Source organism: Natrialba asiatica DSM 12278, assembly GCF_000337555.1.
Lineage (GTDB): Archaea > Halobacteriota > Halobacteria > Halobacteriales > Natrialbaceae > Natrialba > Natrialba asiatica.
In genome coordinates, this window is sequence record NZ_AOIO01000013.1 from 71,287 (window position 1) to 87,380 (window position 16,094).

Below are 16,094 nucleotides of genomic sequence, written 5' to 3' on the forward strand. Positions count from 1 at the left end.
ACGTCCAACTAGCGCCCGTTCGCGGTATCAGTCGTCTCCGTCTCGTTCTCATCGTCTGCCGACTCTGGATCCGTGACAACCGATCCGACGACGCGGCTGGCAATGAGTTCGGGAATATCCGACGGCATCGTTATCCATCGTTCGACGACGACGAGTCCGGCGGCCAACCCGAGCAAGATTACGCCCGTCGTCGGGTCGCCGCGGACGAGGGCGAACTCGAGTCCGGCGAGTGCGGCGGGAATCGCCAGGACGAGGACGCCCGCGAGCTTGATCGTATCGAGGATGCCGGCCATTGCGCCGGGCTACGGTGGGTGTCATCAAAAGGTCGACGACTGTGCTCCATCACAGAACTGGGATGGATGACGGTATCGGAACGGATTTAGGGATCGACTGGCACCTTCGAGTATGTTCACGGGAATCGTCGAAGAGACCGGGACGATCGTCGGACGGGAGCGAACTGGCGACGGGCTCCGGCTTCGGATCGCCGCCGACGAGGTCGCCACCGGCCTCGAACACGGACAGAGTATCAGCGTCAGCGGCGTCTGTCTCACGGTCGAACACTACGAGGCGGGCGCGTGGTTCGAGGTCTTTCTCGCGACCGAGACCGTCGACCGATCCTATCTCGGTGAACTCGAGGAGGGTGACGCGGTTAATTTGGAGCGAGCGATGCCGGCGGACGGGCGATTCGACGGGCACGTCGTGCAGGGTCACGTCGATACGGTGGCGACGATTTCGGAAATCGAATCCGTAGCGGAAGGCGAAGCACCACGTACTTCGGACGAACAGATCGATGACGAATCGGGAGGTGACTGGTTCTTCGAGTTCGAACTCCCCGACGGGTACGGCCGGTACGTCGTCGAGAAGGGGTCGATCACGCTCGACGGAATCAGTCTGACCGTTGCCGACCTGGAAACCGACGGGGACGGGCGTGCCCGGGTGACGGTCGCGATCATTCCGACGACCTACGAGTTCACGACGCTGTCGGAGAAGGCGGTCGGCGACCCGGTGCACCTGGAGGTCGACGTGCTTTCGAAGTACGTCGAGCGGTTGCTCGAGTCGCGATTCGAGTGACGTTGCTGGCGCGTGGGTGATGCGGTGGTGAGAGCGGTCGCGTCGGGACCGCTCTGTTCTCTCAGACGGTTCGGAGGTCGTCAGTCGCTCGAGAGCGGATGGCGGCCGCAGCGACCTCGTCGGCCCGCCTGACGAGTTCGGCTTCGATCGTCGCCGGTTCGACCGCGGTTCGACTCGTGTGCGAGAGGACGATGTGTGCGAGTTCGATCGGCAAGTCCGCCCGAGCGACGACGTGGACGCCGTAGTAGGGGTGTCCGAGGAGGCCGTAGACGGCCGTCTCGTCCATACCGTTGAACTCGGCGAGTTTGCTCACGTCGTGGACGAGTGCGCCTGCGATGACCGTATCCAGCGAGAGGGCGAGCGCTCGTCGCTCCGAGAGGGTCTCCGCGAGCGCGACGGCGCAGGCGGTCACGTCTCGCACGTGATCGACCAGGAACTCGTTGTTCAGCCCCAGTTCACGCTGTGTCGGCGGAAGCCAGGGAATTGCGGTGAGGTCGTCGATCTCGTTTTCCGCGATAGCTGTCGTCCAGGCATCGACGACCCGGACCCGCAGGTCGTCGTCGTCGATAGCATCGAGTTCGGGGAACGCCGTCCGGACCATCTCTTCGCTCATGCGCGAGTCATCGGGCCACGGTGTAAAAGAACGATTGTTGTGTCGAGCGGCGGCGGGATTACCGCTGGGGGGGCTCGAACTCGGTCAGTTCGGACCGCGGCGAAGGTGCCCTGTCGTCCCTGATCTCCCGATAGTGCCGGCGGTAGCGGGAGAGTTTCCGATAGAGGAAGTAGCCGGCACCGAGGTTGTACGCGATGACGTAGCCGAGGAACGCTAGGCCGAAGCCGATGGGGAGGACGGCGGCGAGGAGGTCGGGAACGATGCCGACGGTGACGTTGTAGGTGGCGTGGATGAACGCTGCGATAAGGAGGCCCTTGACGACGAGTGGCCCGGCGTATTTGGGATTGAATTTCGCGAGACCGAGGTAGTAGCCGGCGATGGCGGAGTAGATGACGTGGCCGGGACCGACGAGTGCGCGGAGGGCCGTGATGCCGGTCGCCGCGGCGGTCGGGCCGAGTCCGGTCTGGGATTGGGCCTGAATTTCGGCGACCGTGCTGGCGATGTAGGTCGCGTTTTCGATCGCCGCGAAGCCGAGGCCGGCGACCGCGCCGTAGACCGCGCCGACGATGACGGCGTCGAAGGTTTCGCGGCGGTAGGCGAAGACGCGGACGGCGAGGAGTTTGACGGTTTCTTCGACCGGACCGACGATCAGGTAGAAAAAGAGGATCGTTCCGATCCCCGGAATCGTCCGGAACCAAAGCCCGACGGTCGAGTTCACGAGGGCGGCGAACGCGGTAAAGAGGACGGCGAGGACGAACGTGGCGACGAGGACGCCGAGCGGTTCGTTGGTCGTGATATCCGAGTACCAGATGAACGCCGCGAGGACGGCTGCGGGGATGATCGAGAGGCCGAAGAAGACGGCTATCGACGGGTCTTCGGTGACGAGAATTGCCGGTTGGACGAGGACGAACAGCGTGATCGCAGTGGCGACGATGAGGACGATCGCGCGGAGGCCGTAGTTAAGCCCGTTGTAGACCGAGTAGGCGAGCCGGTCGGTGACTGACCGTGGCTCCCACGTCGAGATATCGTACAGATCCTCCGACTCGTCGGCTGCTCGTTCGACTGGGTCACGCCTCCGTTGCATGAGCGGGGATACAACGGCCGGTCCGGTAAGCGTTCGCCGTCAGGAATCCTAGTATGATATTGAGTCTCATGTTCGTATAAGGGCGATGTTTATGCTGATTCACCGGCCATGACCGATACCATGTACAATGCACGTCGCGGTATCCACTACACTGCCCCACCGGATCCGGACGGTGAACGCGATGATGACGACACGACAGCCACCGCCGGTCGCGAGCGGGCAGATCCTGCCACCGCCGTGCGGTCTCGGTCGGACACCACCGACACGCCGGAGTCGGCTCCTGCCGACGACTGACGATCGGCAGCTACTGTCCGCCGACTGAGTCAAGCGTCCAGTAGTCCGTCGCGCGAGACGGACTCGGAATTCACAAAGGCCTTCCGTCCGAACGGGCCGGTATGCACTTCGACCAGCGAACGCAGCAGGCACTGCGGGCAGTCGGTCTCGACACCGACGACCTCCGGGCGGCGTCCGACGCCGTCGTCGAGTCCGTCGAGGAGGACGCGAGGACACTGGAAGCGTTTTTCGACGAGCACGACACCGTCTACTCCGACATAGACATGGCTCACTCGGCCTCTGACTACCCCGAACATACGGTCGAGTTCATCGACATCACGACGCACGCAGCCGAGATGCGCGGCTGGCTCCGGTTCGGTACGTGGGGCGTCTACGTCGAAGACGGGCGGGTACTCGACGCGGAGAGCGAGTACGTCGAGTTGACGCTCGGGCCGACGATCAACGGCCGCGTTCGGTTCGCGGCGGACCGCGAGACGCTGCGGTGATCGTCGTGGTCGCAGCTCCGATTTCCACCGCTACCACGACTGCGGTTGCCCGTATTGCGACCGACGCGACGGCGGGGGCTCGCTTTCGATGACCGGGACGACGGTTCGCGTTCGCGGCATCTACACCACGGCAGTAACGCATCTGCTCGAGGACGCGGGTGGGAACGACGCCGAGAACGAGTGCAGGGTCGTCCAGGCATCCGAGCCGATCCGCGAGCGCTTCGCACAGTCGTTCGACGCCGCGCCGGCGGACGTGGCGATCGAGACGACTCGAGACAGACAGGGTATTTCGGTGTCGGGCGACGGCGATGCCGTCGAACCCGTTGCTGACACGCTCACAGTCGGGATCGATACCTTCCGGTGGACTGCGACCGTTCCCCGCGGAGCCGTCTTCGACGCCGAAGTGATCGACGCCGCTGGCGGCAGCGGTGCCGTCGTCGACCTCGGCGACGGTCGCCGCGGCTATCTGAATTACGACGACGTCGACGGCTACGCGGACACCGGAAACCGCTACCGGGTGCAGGTCACGGAACCCGCTCCGCCGTGGGCCGACGACGAGCCGCGGGTCACCCCGACCCTCGCCGTTCGCAGCGGCCTCGGAACCCTCTCGCGGGACCGAACCGGCGTTTCAGCCGCACTTCGTGGCGAGCGCGCCGACGAACTCGTCGGCATGACCGACCTGCTCTCCGCGGACGTTCCGGACGACTGGGGACTCCGCTGGCACCACGCCGCCGCCGACGCGGATCTCGAAGCGATGGAAGCCGGCCTCGAACGCCTCGTCGAGCGCGCCCGTGACCTCGAAACTGAACTCGTCGACGCGCCCGCCGAGCCCGGCGAACCGAAACTGCTCGCTGCCCCTCGAACGACCGCGTGGCTCTGGTTCGGCCGTGAATCGCGATTCGCCCTGGACGACGCCCGCCGCGCCGTCGAAACGACGATGCCGGGCCACCACCGGACCAAGGCCACCGACAGGGCGGCGAGTTCAGCCGTGGACTTCGCGGAAGCGATCTGTGGCTCGGTCACGGATACCCTGGGCGCAGACGCGGACGCGGACGCGGACGGCGCGTTCCCCTTCGACGCCGTCGCTCGCCAGTTCGGTCCCGTCTCTGGCGACCGGCTCGAAATCGGCCACGGCAAACCCGACGGGAGACGCATCTCGCTCGGGTACGGCGACGTGACCGACTGGGACCCCGAGGGAAAACTCACGCTCGAGCGCACGATGAGTGGCGGCGGCACCTACGACGCCCTCGACACGCCGAAGGAAGCGGGCGACACCGCCGTTACGAAGTTCCGCGAGGGCCGCTGGTGGTATCCGACGACCTACACGGCGGCCGACGGCTCGGCGAAAGGCACCTACGTCAACGTCTGCACGCCGGTCGAACTCTTCCCCGAAACGGTCCGCTACGTCGACCTCTACGTCGACGTGATCCGCACCCCCGACGGAACCGTCGACGTCGTCGACGAAGCTGAACTCGAGGCCGCCGTCGACGACGGCCTCGTCTCGGCTGCACTCGCAGAGAAAGCAACGACCGTCGCGACGGCAGTCAAACGAGCGCTTTCGACGTAGTGTGTGGCTGGCAGATGGCCCGTAGCAACGGGCGAAGCGCGTCAATCCGAGGCCGCTCTCCTCGATAACCTCCCGGAACAGCGCTTCTCGTGGCGTTTCACCCGGTTCGAGTGCCCCTTTGGAATCTGAAGGTCGTCGTGTTCCGGCCCCTCGAACACCAGTAAATCGCCGGATTCGCGAGTAATGTAGGCGCATGCCTTCCATACGTGGAGTCCGCCATGCTACCACGTCTCGCAACGACCAGCGTGAAAAGCATACCTCCAAGGAGGTTAAGAAAATCTGAGGGAATTCGCACATAATGTTTCATAGATGACAGGTATTGGTTCTATAATTGGTTGTGTGTGATTATTTTGGGGAACGTATTACCACAGTATCAATCCGCCGCCGATGCTCCGTCAGCTGTCGGAACCGGCGTTCCATCAGTACGAGCGAATGCCGTCGCCAGCGCCGGACCGGTGACGTTGTGCCAGACGCTGAACAGCGCCGGAATGAGGGCGGTAACGGGATCGAAAAACGCCACGGCCAGCGCGACTGCCAGGCCGCTGTTCTGGAGACCGACTTCGAACGCGCAGGTCCGCGCTCGGTCCTCGCTCATCCCGGTTAGAGAGCCGACGCCGTAGCCGGCTCCGAGGCCGAGCGCGTTGTGGACGATGACAGCGAGGAAGACGACGGCGCTCGCGCTGTAGATCTCGTCGACGTTGAGACCGACGATTGCCGCGACGATGAGGACGATCGTCAGCACGCTGATCGCCGGGAAGATAGAGAGCCCCGCCTTCGCTACCGCCGGGGCATACCGATCGAGAAGCACTCGGAGAACCAGCCCGGCGACGACCGGAATTAGGACGATCAGCAGGATCTCTTCGGCCATCGCGCTGAAGGTGACTGTGATTTCCTCGCCCGCGAGCAGCACGATCCACGCCGGCATGACGAGCGGAGCGGCAAGCGTCGTCACCGACGTGATCGTCACCGAGAGGGCGACGTCGCCCCGACCGAGGTAGGTCATCACGTTCGAGGCCGTCCCACCCGGTGCGGCCCCGAGCAGGAGCAGTCCGATGCCGAGTTCCCGCGGGAGATCGAGGAGAGTAACGAGCAGATACGCGAACACCGGCATGCAGATCCACTGGGTCATTGCACCGATAAGAACGTCCCGTGGTCGATCGAGGATTCGCCGGAAGTCCGCCGGCGTCAGCGTGAGTCCCATCCCGAGCATGATGACGCCGAGGAACAGGGCGATGTGGTCACCGAGCGGGGTGACCGTCGCCGGCGAGTACAGGGCGACGGCCGACCCGAGCAGGATCCAGACGACGAAGTACGTGCTCGTGAACGCACCGATTCGCTCTCCCAGTCGTAGCACATTCATCGGATCGGCTCCACCTCGATAGTCACAACCACTCATGGATGTGCGCGTGACGATAAACGAATCGATAGCGAGCCAGCATCCGAGTACAAGAAGGACGTCCGGTCGAATCAAGACGCAACCGCGGTCACTGTCGCCCGTCATACAGTCTGCTGCACCGATTTCCCGCGAATCTGCAGGATAGTCGCGGGTGCGCCGGCACCGACTACCAGCAGTCCGTATCAGTCAGCCGCAAGCTTGTCCAGTCCGGCCGACTCGATGTCAGCACCGTCGACCGACGTACGAAGGGAGTCCATGCCGTCGTCGCGGTCGATTCCGAAGTCGTTCTCGTAGAGTTCAGCGACGCGATCCAGTTCCTCGGCCGAGAGTTTCGGTACGTCACTCGCCGCCGCCCATTCGTCGATGTCGTCGGTCGTCCGAAACGTTGGCGTGACGGTCGCAACGGCGTCGTGTGAGAGGAGCCACGCGATCGACGCCTGGCCCATCGTCCGCTCGCGGTCGCTTCCGTCTCGCTGCTCTCCGCTCGCTTCGCTCGCGGAGCCACGCTCCGCGCGTTCGAGGAAGCGCAGTTTCTCGAGTTTCTCCCACCCGGTTTCGTACCACTCGTCGGGACGGAAGCCGCGATGGTCGCCCTCGCCGAGTTCGGTTTCTGGTGTGACCTGCTCGTTGAGGATGCCGGAGGAGTGCGGGACTCGCGGGATGAGACTCGTCTGGGAGCCGGTACGCTCAATCGTCTCGAGGAAGTGGGTGCCGACTTCCTGTTCGAGCACGTTCCACACCAACTGGACGGAGTCGAACTCCTTTTCGATGGCGAAGTCCCCCTCGGCGAGCCAGCCGATCGAGGGGCCAAGCGCCAGTCCCGTGGCGTCGATCTTTCCTTCCTCTTCGAGTTCATCGAGGAGTTCGAGCACGTCGGGCGTGATCTCGTCGACGTTGGCGTTGTGGAGTTGGAGGACGTCGATCGAGTTCATTCCGAGCCGATCGAGGCTCTGCTCGACGGCGTCCCGGAGGTACTCGGGATTCATCTGCTTCGGGATCTCGCCGTGTCCGGCCTGCGGATTGTTGTAGAAGTCGTAGCCGACTTTGGTTGCGATCGTGACTTCGTCGCGAACGTCGGCCAGCGCCTTTCCGACCAGTTCTTCGCTGCGGCCGTGGCCGTAGACGTCGCCCGTGTCGACGTAGGTGATGCCCTGATCGACGGCGTACCGGAGCATCTCGATCGCCTCTTCCTCGGAACGATCGCCCCACCAGTCGGTGCCGACGGTCCACGCACCGAACCCGACTTCGCTCACCTCGACACCGGAGTCACCGAGTTCACTGTGCTGCATGTTCGGGCCTTCGTAGCGAGGGAACTTATGGGGTACGGAACGTGCGAGCGCGGAATCCGAACTCGTTCGGGGTTGCTATTGTTCGGTCATGCTGGTGGATTCGGCGATGGTTTGGCGCGACGGTGGAACGTGACCTGAACTCGTCTCAAAGATTCGTTCCGCTCGTGTTCCGCTGAATTAGCAGACAAATAAGCGTGCTGACGGCTCAGTCGCGATCAGGTCAACGAAGGGAGGGGTTTGTAAAGTGACCGATCGTCTCCAGTGTCTCCCAGTCACCGGTTAGAGTGTCTCGCAACATCTCGTGGTGTTCTTCGTCGATGACGTGCTTCTCTTTATCACCAGCTTCGTCCGCCTTTTCCAGGTCTTCGGCCTCCATATACACGTAGAGATACGCTGTATCGTCAGACGACAGGATGAACGCTGTCTCTGTGTAGACTCCTTCGTGCTGGAGTGTCTCTCTGACTTCGGGCTCGCGTTCGTGTAATTCCGTGAACCACGAGCGCAGTCGGTCTGTTTTCCCGTCCTCGATACGAGCACGAGCGAGGGTGACTTCCGTCATCGCTGTATGTCCCCCTACAACATGATTAACGCTGTCGAAAGGTTTCCTCGGCTTCCGTACATACCCGTTCTGTACTGAGCGATTTGTTCGATAGCACGGACGAGTACGCAAACCGTTCCATGACTCCGTGATGACGGTGATCAACTGATCGAACCGTCTGTGCTACCCGAGCGGCGAGTCGAATTGCTCTTGTATTGTCACTGAGACGTTTACGTATGGTCGGTATCTGTCGGACGACGACCGGGCGATGGCTGCTCGGCGTCGTCCTCGCCGTCGTCGTGCTCCTGCCGCTTGCGGCGATCCAGCTCGAGATCAGTCCGCACCGGGTCACTCTGGGAACGGTCGTCGTCACAGCATTGCTGCTAATCGGTACGATTTCGCTCCCGGCACTACTGTTTGCGGAGTGGCACGGTACTGATGAGTAGTCGCGTTTCGTTGAAACCGACCGCCGATTTCGCTACACTAATATCCAATGGAAAGCGCCAGTAGGGCGACGATCTCGGCAGATTCAGCGGCACAACCGAACCCCTATCAACTCCGCGGACAATATCCCGGTGTATGACAAAGCGGTACGTCTCGCTTCCCGACGAGGCGGAGGCGGGCATGCGCGAGTTCATCGACGAGGTCGACCGACGGCTTGCAAGCGACGAGAGCACGTGTTCGGTCGTCGAGGACGTACTGATCGATCTGTCCGGTGATCGCGAGGCCTACGATCGCTGGCAAGCAGGCGAACCGGTTTCGGCAGCAGAACGGGTTCGACTGCAGAGCTACGATCCCTGCAACACGACCCTGGAGAGCGAGTACTACGCCGAGAAAGACGAAGACCTGTTTCGGCGTTCGAAGCACCTCCAGTGGCTCTGGCGGCAGTTCGATAGCCTGCCGATCGCGGACAACGTCGAGTTCGCGCTGCGGTTTCGGCGGATGCTCGCGGACCACCTCTTCGAAGAGTGTGGGGAGAACTGCCGGTTCTTCAAGGGTATCTCGTTCACCTACGGCCACAACATCACCATCGGCGACAACACGATCGTTCACGACGACGTTCATCTGGACGACCGCGGGAAGTTAACCATCGGCGACCGCGTCTCGATTTCCGACGGCGTTCATATTTACAGCCACGATCACGATGTCGTCGACCAAACGGAGGTCCGAAACTACCACACGATCGTCGAAGACGACGTGCGTCTCACCTACGACTCGATGGTCCGCGCCGGTAACAAGGTCGGCGAAAACGCCATCGTCGGTGCCCGTGGCGTCGTCCAACACGACGTGCCCGCCCACCACATCGCCGTCGGCATGCCTGCGACGAGCGTCAAAATCAAACCCGGCTGGGAGTCAGTCGCCACCCCCATCGACGAGGCCGGCGTCAACCGTCAGGACGAGCGTCACCTCCCCTACTCGGTCCCCGACGAACTCGAGGTCTTCGATGAGTTTCGCCGCGACCTGCGGTCCCAAAACTGACTCGTGATCGGTACCGAATCGGGACCGTCCGTTCGACGGGACCATCAGCTACTGGTGAATCAGGGAATATCCAAGTGCCTTGAGAACCTATGTCACGGTGATGGAACGCTGGGGCTGGCTCATCGGATACGTGATCGTGTTTGCCCTCCTCCATCTGCTATTGTACTACGTCTATGTACGTCGTGCAGACGGTGACGAGGCGAGATCACCCTCGCTTGCCGACCCCAACCGCGGCCCCTCACACGCCTCGCGCCACGCCGATCGGTATACCGGGAACACTGACGAATCCGGAGATGCCAGCGACGCCGGCGACCCATCGGCTCGCAACACGGGTCGCGAACTCGACGGGGAAACGATGCGGTGTCCTCACTGTGGGGCGCAGAACGTAGCCGATCAGACGTATACGTACTGCTGGAACTGTGTGACGACGTTACGGCGGTAACACGTGTACCTGCGGACACGGACGGTCGTCGGGATTCCGACCTCGGTTAGAAACAAGCGTGATGACGGTCAGAAGCGAGCGCGATTACGGTGATAGCGGCGACGAGTCGGTGCGGTTGCTCGTCTCGGTAGTCGCAGCCTCGTTGGCCGAGAGCGCAGTAGCCAGCCTTTCGAGGTGGTCGATACCGACGATAGCGAGGACGGCGCCGTCGTTCTCCGCGCGGATTTCCGTCAGTCGGTCGATCATACAGCGCTCGCGAGTCTCGTCTCGGTAGGCGAGCGCACTATCGTCCGTCTGGACGCTTCCGAGAAGTGCCTGGACACTCGCGACGTGAGCGCGCTCGTGAGCGGCCTGCGTTTCCGGCGGGTCATCGAAGTCGCAGTCGTATTCGATCTGGTCGCCTCGCGTGATCGTCATCGAGGTGGCGTGTGTCAGCGTTGCCGCGACGCGACAGCGCAGTGCATCTCGCGTCGCACCGCCGAGGCTCGAAAGGAGGCGACGGGCCGTTCCAGCCGAGACGCGGTCAGCAACGAGACGCGTCGCGAGTCGCCGCAAGAACGACCAGTTCGGGGCGTCGATTCCGACGAGTTCAGCGTCGGTGGCGGAGATTGCGGCGCTCATTTCGCCGCCGTGTGCTGGCGGGGTGTGTGTCGGGTGGGTCGTCTGCGCCGTGTCGGTCGAGCGGGCGGGGTCGGTATCCGTCGCGGGCGCGGTACGCGTAGCGGACGCACTCGAGTCGCCGTCGCGGGCGTAGACGCGGTACAGCGGAAGGGCTGCCGGCGGGAGTTCGAGTGCGAGCACGGCGGGATCGACCGCGTCGGCGACGCGCATGACGCGGTTGATACTCGCGGGGTGGTCGTGAACGACGCCGAGGAGGTAGCAGTCACCGGCCGGGCCGGAGACGCGCCGGCAGAATTGCCCGGTAATCCGCGGGTCGTCGACCGATTCGGGACAAAACGGGGACTCGTCCATCGATCGAATAGTAATACGGGACTAGCGCCATAACGCTTCCGTTGTGTTCGTATCGACGAGAGAAGGGACTGATTACCATCGCAACCGAACGGTTCGCTCGATGGCGAGCGAGCGTAGGCGGTGGGTACACGCCAGCCTCCGTCCGGTAATCACTACTTACTGTCGCGTTGCAGTATAACGGTTCAGTGGGCCAGCATGACGGTTTGTGCGATTTATTGCCCTCGTTTCCCTCTGTGGTGACGGGCCGCGAACGCCGGGGCGACAGTGCGCTGTCACTTGCCGTATCCGCTACTGACGCCCCGACCCGGCACTTCACTGCTCACTGCTATGACTCAGGACGCTCACACGCTCACGGCCGCCGACAAGGGAAAACGAGTGTTGAATATCGACGGGACGGAAGTCGGCCGAATCGTCGCCGTCGAGGACGGGCGCGGCTACGTTGATCCCGAGCCGACGGTCACGAAAACCATCAAGTCGAAACTCGGCTGGGGCAATATAACCGAGAGCGCCCACCCCCTCGACGAGGGCAGCATCGAGGAGATCACCGACGACGCCGTTCGACTTCGCGGGACGCTTTGAACGCGTGCTATCGACTACTGACCGCCCTCAGACGGGTGCCATCACTCGGGCGGTGACACCGATCTCGCAGCCGAACGCACCTTCCGAAAGACGGACTCACCCCACTCGAACGCCGCCCGCGTATCGTTGCTGATCACCCCCTGTATCTCCGTCCGTTCGTTCAACACGAAGACGAACACGCGCTGTGCATCCGATTGCTCGATAAGCGTCAATTCGTACGGAATCGACTCGATCGCGTACATGTCGAACGCCCCCTCCGTCGCAGAACTGCGCACCTGCTCGGGATACTCCGCGAACAGAAACTCCGCGAGATCCTCGGTGAAAATCGCCTCAACAGTGAGGTCCTCTTCGACAGTTCGCTCGTACAAGCGCATTCGCGTCGCCGGAATCCGCTCCGCCGCGGCAAACCCTCGAACCCGAGTCGCCGCCTCGAAGCGCGAAACCAGTTCCTGAAGCGGTTCGATCGGCGCGTGTGGCTTTACCTCGTACGTCCGTGCGTCGTCCAGCAACGTCGTCGACAGCGGTGCTCCCGCCGGCACGTACCGCAGCAGACTCCCATTCTCCTCGATCGCCGTAAACGCCTGCTCCACCCGCTGGTACTCCGACAGCGCCAGCCGTCCCCCAGCCGTCAACTGATACCCCGCCTCCGTCCGCGCGATGAACTCGAGTCCCTCGAGTTCACGAATCGCACGGTCGATCGTCGAACGGGAACACGCGAGCGTCTCGACGAGGTCGCGTTTGTACTGTGGCTGCTCGGCGAGCGCCGCGAGTAGCTCCGTTCGGCGAATGACCGTCCGAACGACATCGTCGGTCGGGTTCGACTGGTGCATCGAAAACGACGTTTGCGTTCTCCCGCTCGGGAGCCAAGAGCGTACTGGCCGTTACGAACGTTGCCAATGCGACGAACGTGTGCCGGGTTCGCGTCCACCGAGGCGACCGAAGAGACAAACGCAGTCGCAAACGGAAGGACGGGGTGAGGGAGAAAGGAGAGATTTACACGCCGGTCGAGTACCGGAGGATGCCGGCGAAGCCGCCGAACGCGTTGTACAACTGCTCGCCCTTCTCGAAGTCGGTCGAGATGAACTTGGTCTCGGTACCGCGCTGCTCGGCGATTTCGATAAGGTGGTCGATCGCGTCTTCGCGGTCCTCCTCGGTCGCCCCGATATCGGTTCCGCACTCGCTACAGGTGTGCTCGGGGGTGGCCTTGCGCCGGTCGATCACCTCGCGGTCGGTGTTGCCACACTCCCCGCACTCGTAGGTGATGACGTCCTTTCGCAGATCCTCGCTGATCAGCAGTCGGTCGACCGCCCCCATCATCAGATTTTGTCGCGTCTGGTCGAACCCGTAGGTAGCGAGGTCGCCCGCGTTGAGTTCCTCGAAGAACTCTTCCATCTGCTTTTTGTCCTTCATCACCTCGGCGTCGGCCAGCGCGTCCTCCGCGTTGTCGACGAGGTCGTACAGTCCCGACTCGTCGGTGTAGGCCACGTCGAACTTGCCGATCACGTTGTCCTGGATCTCGTGATGGAGGTAATCGCCGTCCAAGAACTCGTCTTTCGTCGGCGAGGGTCCGCCGACGAGAATGCCGTCGAGTTCGTGGCGCTTGGGGACGAACAGGTCGTTTCCCATTCCGGCGACTTCCTGGTAGAAGTTGTCGATCGCTTCGAGGCGCAGGCGGGCGAATCGCTGGGCTGACTGACCACCCTTTCGCTGCTTGCCGGGGACGAGCGAGGAGGCGGACTTGACCGGTTCGACGCGCTTGCCGCGCAGCCAGCCGACGTTCGCCTCGCGTCGGTCGAGGACGATCAGGCCGTAGAGGCCCTTGTCCGCGAGCATCTCCTCTAGCGGCTCCGTGAGGAAATCAGAGTCGCAGTGATAGCGGAACGACTCGATCGGTTGCGGCGGACTCTCGAGGACGCGAGTGACCATCTCGGTCTGTCCGCCGCCGGAGTCGACCGCCCCGGAGAACAAGACGACGCCGTTTTCCGGCGGGAACGTATCGAAGTACCGAAGGCGGTCCTTAATGCTCGTCAGCGCGTCCTGAACGGCCGTTCGAGTCTGCTTGGACTTGATGTTCGCCGCCTCGCTGTGTTCCTGCGTGACGTGCTGAACGACGTCACTGATCTGTCTATCGTCGGGGATATAGATCGTGACGAGTTGTGTCCCGGAGCCATCGTAATCCTTGAGATCCTCGATGACCTTCCGGAACTCGTATTTCTTCCGGTCGGATTGCTCCTGTTCTCCCTCCTGGCTCATTATCCATACAAAGCGGAGCTGCGGGTAAGTATTCTTTGACACGCACCCGGCCGTATGCGGGACAGTACCGGGAAACACGCCGCTATACAACGCTGATTCGATGGCGAGTCGTGATAGGCTGTTGTGACTTCGACGGGAGTCGAGGACGGATCGCTGTGGATTCGACGGGAGTCAGGGGCGGTCCGCTGTGGTGACGATTTAAGGTGTTCCCGTTCCACTGTCCGGACAGTAATCGAATATGTCTCACGAGACGGTATATTCCATCGCGAGCGGGAAAGGCGGCGTCGGGAAAACGACGACGACGGTCAATCTGGGAACCGCGCTCGCACAGGCGGGCAAGCGCGTCGCCATCGTCGATGTCGACCTCGGCATGGCGAATCTGGCCGGATTCGTCAGCCTCACACCCGACTCGACGACACTCCACGACGTACTGGCCGGCAACGAACCAGTCGAGGACGCAACCTATCGACTGGCGGAGAACATCGTCGCCGTCCCGAGCGGCATCGGCTTGGACGAGTACGCGGAGACCTCGCCGGAGGGCTTGCGCGACGTCGTCTCCGAACTCCGGTCGACGTACGACTACGTCCTCCTCGACGTCGGCGCCGGCATCAGCCACGAAACCATCCTCCCCCTCGGGCTCGCAGACGCCGTCGTGCTCGTCTCCACGCCCGAACCCGCCGCAATCCAGGATTCGCGGAAGACGATCGAGCTCACCGCCCGCGCCGGCGGCACCGTCGCCGGACTCGTCCTCACCCGAACCCATCCCGGCAGCGACATCTCCCACCCCGACCTCGCCGACCGACTCGACCTCCCACTGCTCGAAACCATCCCCGAGGACAGCGCCGCCCGCGAGAGCGTCTACGCCGGCACCCCCCTCGTCGCCTACGAACCGAACGGCCCCGCCGCGACGGCCTACCGACACCTCGCCGCTGAACTCGCCGGCATCGAACTCGACGAAGACGACGAGGCGGACACGACAGGCGAACCCGGCGAACCCGAATCCACCGACACCGATACGGCCACCGCCGAACACACGGATGCGACGGAAAACGAGGACGGGGACGACTCCGGGAGCACCGCCGAGACGACCGCCACCGATGACATCTCGAGCGCGATCACGGAAGCCGAATCGGATCACTAACGAACGGCCGAACGCACGTCGTCCGCTGAACTCGCATTTCGCTACGCACCGCGCCCATCGACACAGTCATCTGGGATATTTCGGTCGGTAGGCACCGCCTGAACAGCTGAAATCGCCGCCAACAGCGTCGTTCTGTTGGATTCAATGACTACAGTCGCGAAAGGACTGTTGTCGTTTTACGACTGTGTTTGGAACTGACTGATTCGGTCTCGTGAACTTCTGGATACGCCCTTATGCGGGCATAAAAACGCTCTACCCGGTGTTCTACAAATTCAGATCCCCGCAAAATCGATTTTTCAGCTAGAGAAACGGTACGAGCTAATTACTAATTCTACCCGTTCTCGATGGCTCGTGTATGGAGCGACGAAAAATCCTCCTCGGCAGTGGCGCCGCACTCGCAACCGTACTCGCAGGCTGTTCGAGTAGCGAAACAGACGAACCGAACTCCGACGACGGCAGTTCCGACGACGGCGGTTCCGGAACCGGCGGCAACGGGTCGTCGGATTCCGATCCGGACTCGGACTCCGATTCCGACGACGTCCCCGGTTTCGACAAGGACGGATTCGATCTCAGCAGCGACAAGCTGTCCGTCATGGAGATCAACCGAAGCGGCGGGACGGTCAATATCCTCGTGAGCACCCAGGTCACCGAGACCGAAGAACTCTACGCGGAAATCGAGAGCGTGGCCGAAGACCTCGCGACCGCGATCGTCGACCCCGATACGTTCAAAGACGAGATCGATACCGTCGAGTGGGTCCTCGAATACGAGGGCAGCCGAGTTGTCGGGCTGTACGTCGATGTCCAGTGGGTCTTCGACTACCTCGCGGACGAAATTTCGCGCGAAGAATTGGCAGACAGGATCCGCGCGTCGGCGGACTGACCGCGGACACC

The 16,094-nt window shown here is 62.6% G+C and carries 19 protein-coding genes and 1 pseudogene; 10 read left to right on the forward strand and 10 right to left on the reverse strand.

Going from position 1 to position 16,094, the window contains the following annotated elements; genetic code table 11:
• Positions 1–8: 8 nt before the first annotated feature.
• Complete coding sequence (locus tag C481_RS04430) at positions 9–293, reverse strand: DUF7533 family protein (RefSeq protein ID WP_006107830.1); 285 nt, start codon at positions 291–293, stop codon at positions 9–11.
• Between the two features lie 112 nt (positions 294–405).
• Between C481_RS04430 and C481_RS04435 the strand changes: the two genes are divergently transcribed.
• Positions 406–1,071, forward strand: coding sequence for a riboflavin synthase (locus C481_RS04435; protein WP_006107831.1), 666 nt, complete (start codon positions 406–408; stop codon positions 1,069–1,071).
• A 61-nt stretch (positions 1,072–1,132) separates the two neighbouring features.
• Here the strand turns inward: C481_RS04435 and C481_RS04440 are convergent, their stop codons facing one another.
• Together C481_RS04440 and C481_RS04445 are read right to left on the reverse strand one after the other, a co-directional pair.
• Positions 1,133–1,684, reverse strand: a complete 552-nt coding sequence (locus C481_RS04440; RefSeq protein ID WP_006107832.1) for an HD domain-containing protein — start codon at positions 1,682–1,684, stop codon at positions 1,133–1,135.
• A 58-nt stretch (positions 1,685–1,742) separates the two neighbouring features.
• Positions 1,743–2,768, reverse strand: coding sequence for a PrsW family intramembrane metalloprotease (locus C481_RS04445; protein ID WP_006107833.1), 1,026 nt, complete (start codon positions 2,766–2,768; stop codon positions 1,743–1,745).
• 120 nt (positions 2,769–2,888) lie between these two features.
• On the opposite strand from C481_RS04445, the gene C481_RS04450 reads away from it, so the two are divergent.
• From C481_RS04450 to C481_RS04460, 3 genes are all read left to right on the forward strand, one after another.
• Positions 2,889–3,062 carry a hypothetical protein gene (locus C481_RS04450; RefSeq protein ID WP_241434652.1) on the forward strand — a complete coding sequence of 58 codons (174 nt, stop codon included), beginning with the start codon at positions 2,889–2,891 and terminating at the stop codon, positions 3,060–3,062.
• Between the two features lie 101 nt (positions 3,063–3,163).
• The gene (locus tag C481_RS04455) at positions 3,164–3,547 is read left to right on the forward strand and encodes a DUF7532 family protein (RefSeq protein ID WP_006107837.1); all 384 of its coding nucleotides are present in this window, start codon (positions 3,164–3,166) and stop codon (positions 3,545–3,547) included.
• Between the two features lie 88 nt (positions 3,548–3,635).
• The gene (locus tag C481_RS04460; RefSeq protein WP_006107838.1) at positions 3,636–5,114 is read left to right on the forward strand and encodes a DUF402 domain-containing protein; all 1,479 of its coding nucleotides are present in this window, start codon (positions 3,636–3,638) and stop codon (positions 5,112–5,114) included.
• A 45-nt stretch (positions 5,115–5,159) separates the two neighbouring features.
• Here C481_RS04460 and C481_RS21080 read toward each other — a convergent pair.
• The 4 genes and pseudogenes from C481_RS21080 to C481_RS04475 form a co-directional block, all read right to left on the reverse strand.
• A pseudogene (locus C481_RS21080) lies at positions 5,160–5,299 on the reverse strand (NUDIX domain-containing protein); the annotation flags it as partial.
• Positions 5,300–5,487: 188 nt separating this feature from the next.
• Positions 5,488–6,474: a bile acid:sodium symporter family protein gene (locus C481_RS04465; protein WP_049904436.1), complete on the reverse strand. Its 987-nt coding sequence runs from the start codon at positions 6,472–6,474 to the stop codon at positions 5,488–5,490.
• Positions 6,475–6,692: 218 nt separating this feature from the next.
• A complete protein-coding gene (locus tag C481_RS04470; protein ID WP_006107840.1) occupies positions 6,693–7,799 on the reverse strand; it encodes an aldo/keto reductase in 1,107 nt (368 codons plus the stop codon).
• Between the two features lie 220 nt (positions 7,800–8,019).
• Complete coding sequence (locus tag C481_RS04475) at positions 8,020–8,358, reverse strand: DUF6176 family protein (RefSeq protein WP_006107841.1); 339 nt, start codon at positions 8,356–8,358, stop codon at positions 8,020–8,022.
• 215 nt (positions 8,359–8,573) lie between these two features.
• Here C481_RS04475 and C481_RS04480 point away from each other — a divergent pair, with 215 nt between their 5' ends.
• From C481_RS04480 to C481_RS04490, 3 genes are all read left to right on the forward strand, one after another.
• On the forward strand, positions 8,574–8,783 hold the full coding sequence (locus tag C481_RS04480) for a hypothetical protein (protein ID WP_006107843.1): 210 nt from the start codon (positions 8,574–8,576) through the stop codon (positions 8,781–8,783).
• A 133-nt stretch (positions 8,784–8,916) separates the two neighbouring features.
• Complete coding sequence (locus C481_RS04485) at positions 8,917–9,816, forward strand: acyltransferase (protein ID WP_006107845.1); 900 nt, start codon at positions 8,917–8,919, stop codon at positions 9,814–9,816.
• Between the two features lie 100 nt (positions 9,817–9,916).
• Positions 9,917–10,258, forward strand: coding sequence for a DUF7577 domain-containing protein (locus tag C481_RS04490; protein WP_006107846.1), 342 nt, complete (start codon positions 9,917–9,919; stop codon positions 10,256–10,258).
• A gap of 84 nt (positions 10,259–10,342) precedes the next feature.
• On the opposite strand, the gene C481_RS04495 is transcribed toward C481_RS04490, so the two are convergent.
• Positions 10,343–11,230 (reverse strand): hypothetical protein, encoded by an 888-nt coding sequence (locus C481_RS04495; protein WP_006107848.1) that lies wholly within the window; start codon positions 11,228–11,230, stop codon positions 10,343–10,345.
• A 327-nt stretch (positions 11,231–11,557) separates the two neighbouring features.
• On the opposite strand from C481_RS04495, the gene C481_RS04500 reads away from it, so the two are divergent.
• A complete protein-coding gene (locus tag C481_RS04500) occupies positions 11,558–11,809 on the forward strand; it encodes a hypothetical protein (protein ID WP_006107849.1) in 252 nt (83 codons plus the stop codon).
• Positions 11,810–11,850: 41 nt separating this feature from the next.
• On the opposite strand, the gene C481_RS04505 is transcribed toward C481_RS04500, so the two are convergent.
• Complete coding sequence (locus tag C481_RS04505; protein ID WP_006107850.1) at positions 11,851–12,639, reverse strand: helix-turn-helix transcriptional regulator; 789 nt, start codon at positions 12,637–12,639, stop codon at positions 11,851–11,853.
• 163 nt (positions 12,640–12,802) lie between these two features.
• Positions 12,803–14,062: a peptide chain release factor aRF-1 gene (gene prf1 / locus C481_RS04510; protein WP_006107852.1), complete on the reverse strand. Its 1,260-nt coding sequence runs from the start codon at positions 14,060–14,062 to the stop codon at positions 12,803–12,805.
• Between the two features lie 238 nt (positions 14,063–14,300).
• Here prf1 and C481_RS04515 point away from each other — a divergent pair, with 238 nt between their 5' ends.
• Both C481_RS04515 and C481_RS04520 read left to right on the forward strand, forming a co-directional pair.
• Positions 14,301–15,203: a MinD/ParA family ATP-binding protein gene (locus C481_RS04515; protein WP_006107853.1), complete on the forward strand. Its 903-nt coding sequence runs from the start codon at positions 14,301–14,303 to the stop codon at positions 15,201–15,203.
• A 355-nt stretch (positions 15,204–15,558) separates the two neighbouring features.
• Positions 15,559–16,083 carry a hypothetical protein gene (locus C481_RS04520; RefSeq protein ID WP_006107855.1) on the forward strand — a complete coding sequence of 175 codons (525 nt, stop codon included), beginning with the start codon at positions 15,559–15,561 and terminating at the stop codon, positions 16,081–16,083.
• Positions 16,084–16,094: the final 11 nt, after the last annotated feature.

Coding starts and splice junctions, on each gene's coding strand:
- C481_RS04430 (WP_006107830.1), bottom strand. CDS start 293: ATGGCCGGCATCCTCGATACGATCAAGCTCGCGGGCGTCCTCGTCCTG.
- C481_RS04435 (WP_006107831.1), top strand. CDS start 406: ATGTTCACGGGAATCGTCGAAGAGACCGGGACGATCGTCGGACGGGAG.
- C481_RS04440 (WP_006107832.1), bottom strand. CDS start 1,684: ATGAGCGAAGAGATGGTCCGGACGGCGTTCCCCGAACTCGATGCTATC.
- C481_RS04445 (WP_006107833.1), bottom strand. CDS start 2,768: ATGCAACGGAGGCGTGACCCAGTCGAACGAGCAGCCGACGAGTCGGAG.
- C481_RS04450 (WP_241434652.1), top strand. CDS start 2,889: ATGTACAATGCACGTCGCGGTATCCACTACACTGCCCCACCGGATCCG.
- C481_RS04455 (WP_006107837.1), top strand. CDS start 3,164: ATGCACTTCGACCAGCGAACGCAGCAGGCACTGCGGGCAGTCGGTCTC.
- C481_RS04460 (WP_006107838.1), top strand. CDS start 3,636: ATGACCGGGACGACGGTTCGCGTTCGCGGCATCTACACCACGGCAGTA.
- C481_RS04465 (WP_049904436.1), bottom strand. CDS start 6,474: ATGAATGTGCTACGACTGGGAGAGCGAATCGGTGCGTTCACGAGCACG.
- C481_RS04470 (WP_006107840.1), bottom strand. CDS start 7,799: ATGCAGCACAGTGAACTCGGTGACTCCGGTGTCGAGGTGAGCGAAGTC.
- C481_RS04475 (WP_006107841.1), bottom strand. CDS start 8,358: ATGACGGAAGTCACCCTCGCTCGTGCTCGTATCGAGGACGGGAAAACA.
- C481_RS04480 (WP_006107843.1), top strand. CDS start 8,574: ATGGTCGGTATCTGTCGGACGACGACCGGGCGATGGCTGCTCGGCGTC.
- C481_RS04485 (WP_006107845.1), top strand. CDS start 8,917: ATGACAAAGCGGTACGTCTCGCTTCCCGACGAGGCGGAGGCGGGCATG.
- C481_RS04490 (WP_006107846.1), top strand. CDS start 9,917: ATGGAACGCTGGGGCTGGCTCATCGGATACGTGATCGTGTTTGCCCTC.
- C481_RS04495 (WP_006107848.1), bottom strand. CDS start 11,230: ATGGACGAGTCCCCGTTTTGTCCCGAATCGGTCGACGACCCGCGGATT.
- C481_RS04500 (WP_006107849.1), top strand. CDS start 11,558: ATGACTCAGGACGCTCACACGCTCACGGCCGCCGACAAGGGAAAACGA.
- C481_RS04505 (WP_006107850.1), bottom strand. CDS start 12,639: ATGCACCAGTCGAACCCGACCGACGATGTCGTTCGGACGGTCATTCGC.
- prf1 (WP_006107852.1), bottom strand. CDS start 14,062: ATGAGCCAGGAGGGAGAACAGGAGCAATCCGACCGGAAGAAATACGAG.
- C481_RS04515 (WP_006107853.1), top strand. CDS start 14,301: ATGTCTCACGAGACGGTATATTCCATCGCGAGCGGGAAAGGCGGCGTC.
- C481_RS04520 (WP_006107855.1), top strand. CDS start 15,559: ATGGAGCGACGAAAAATCCTCCTCGGCAGTGGCGCCGCACTCGCAACC.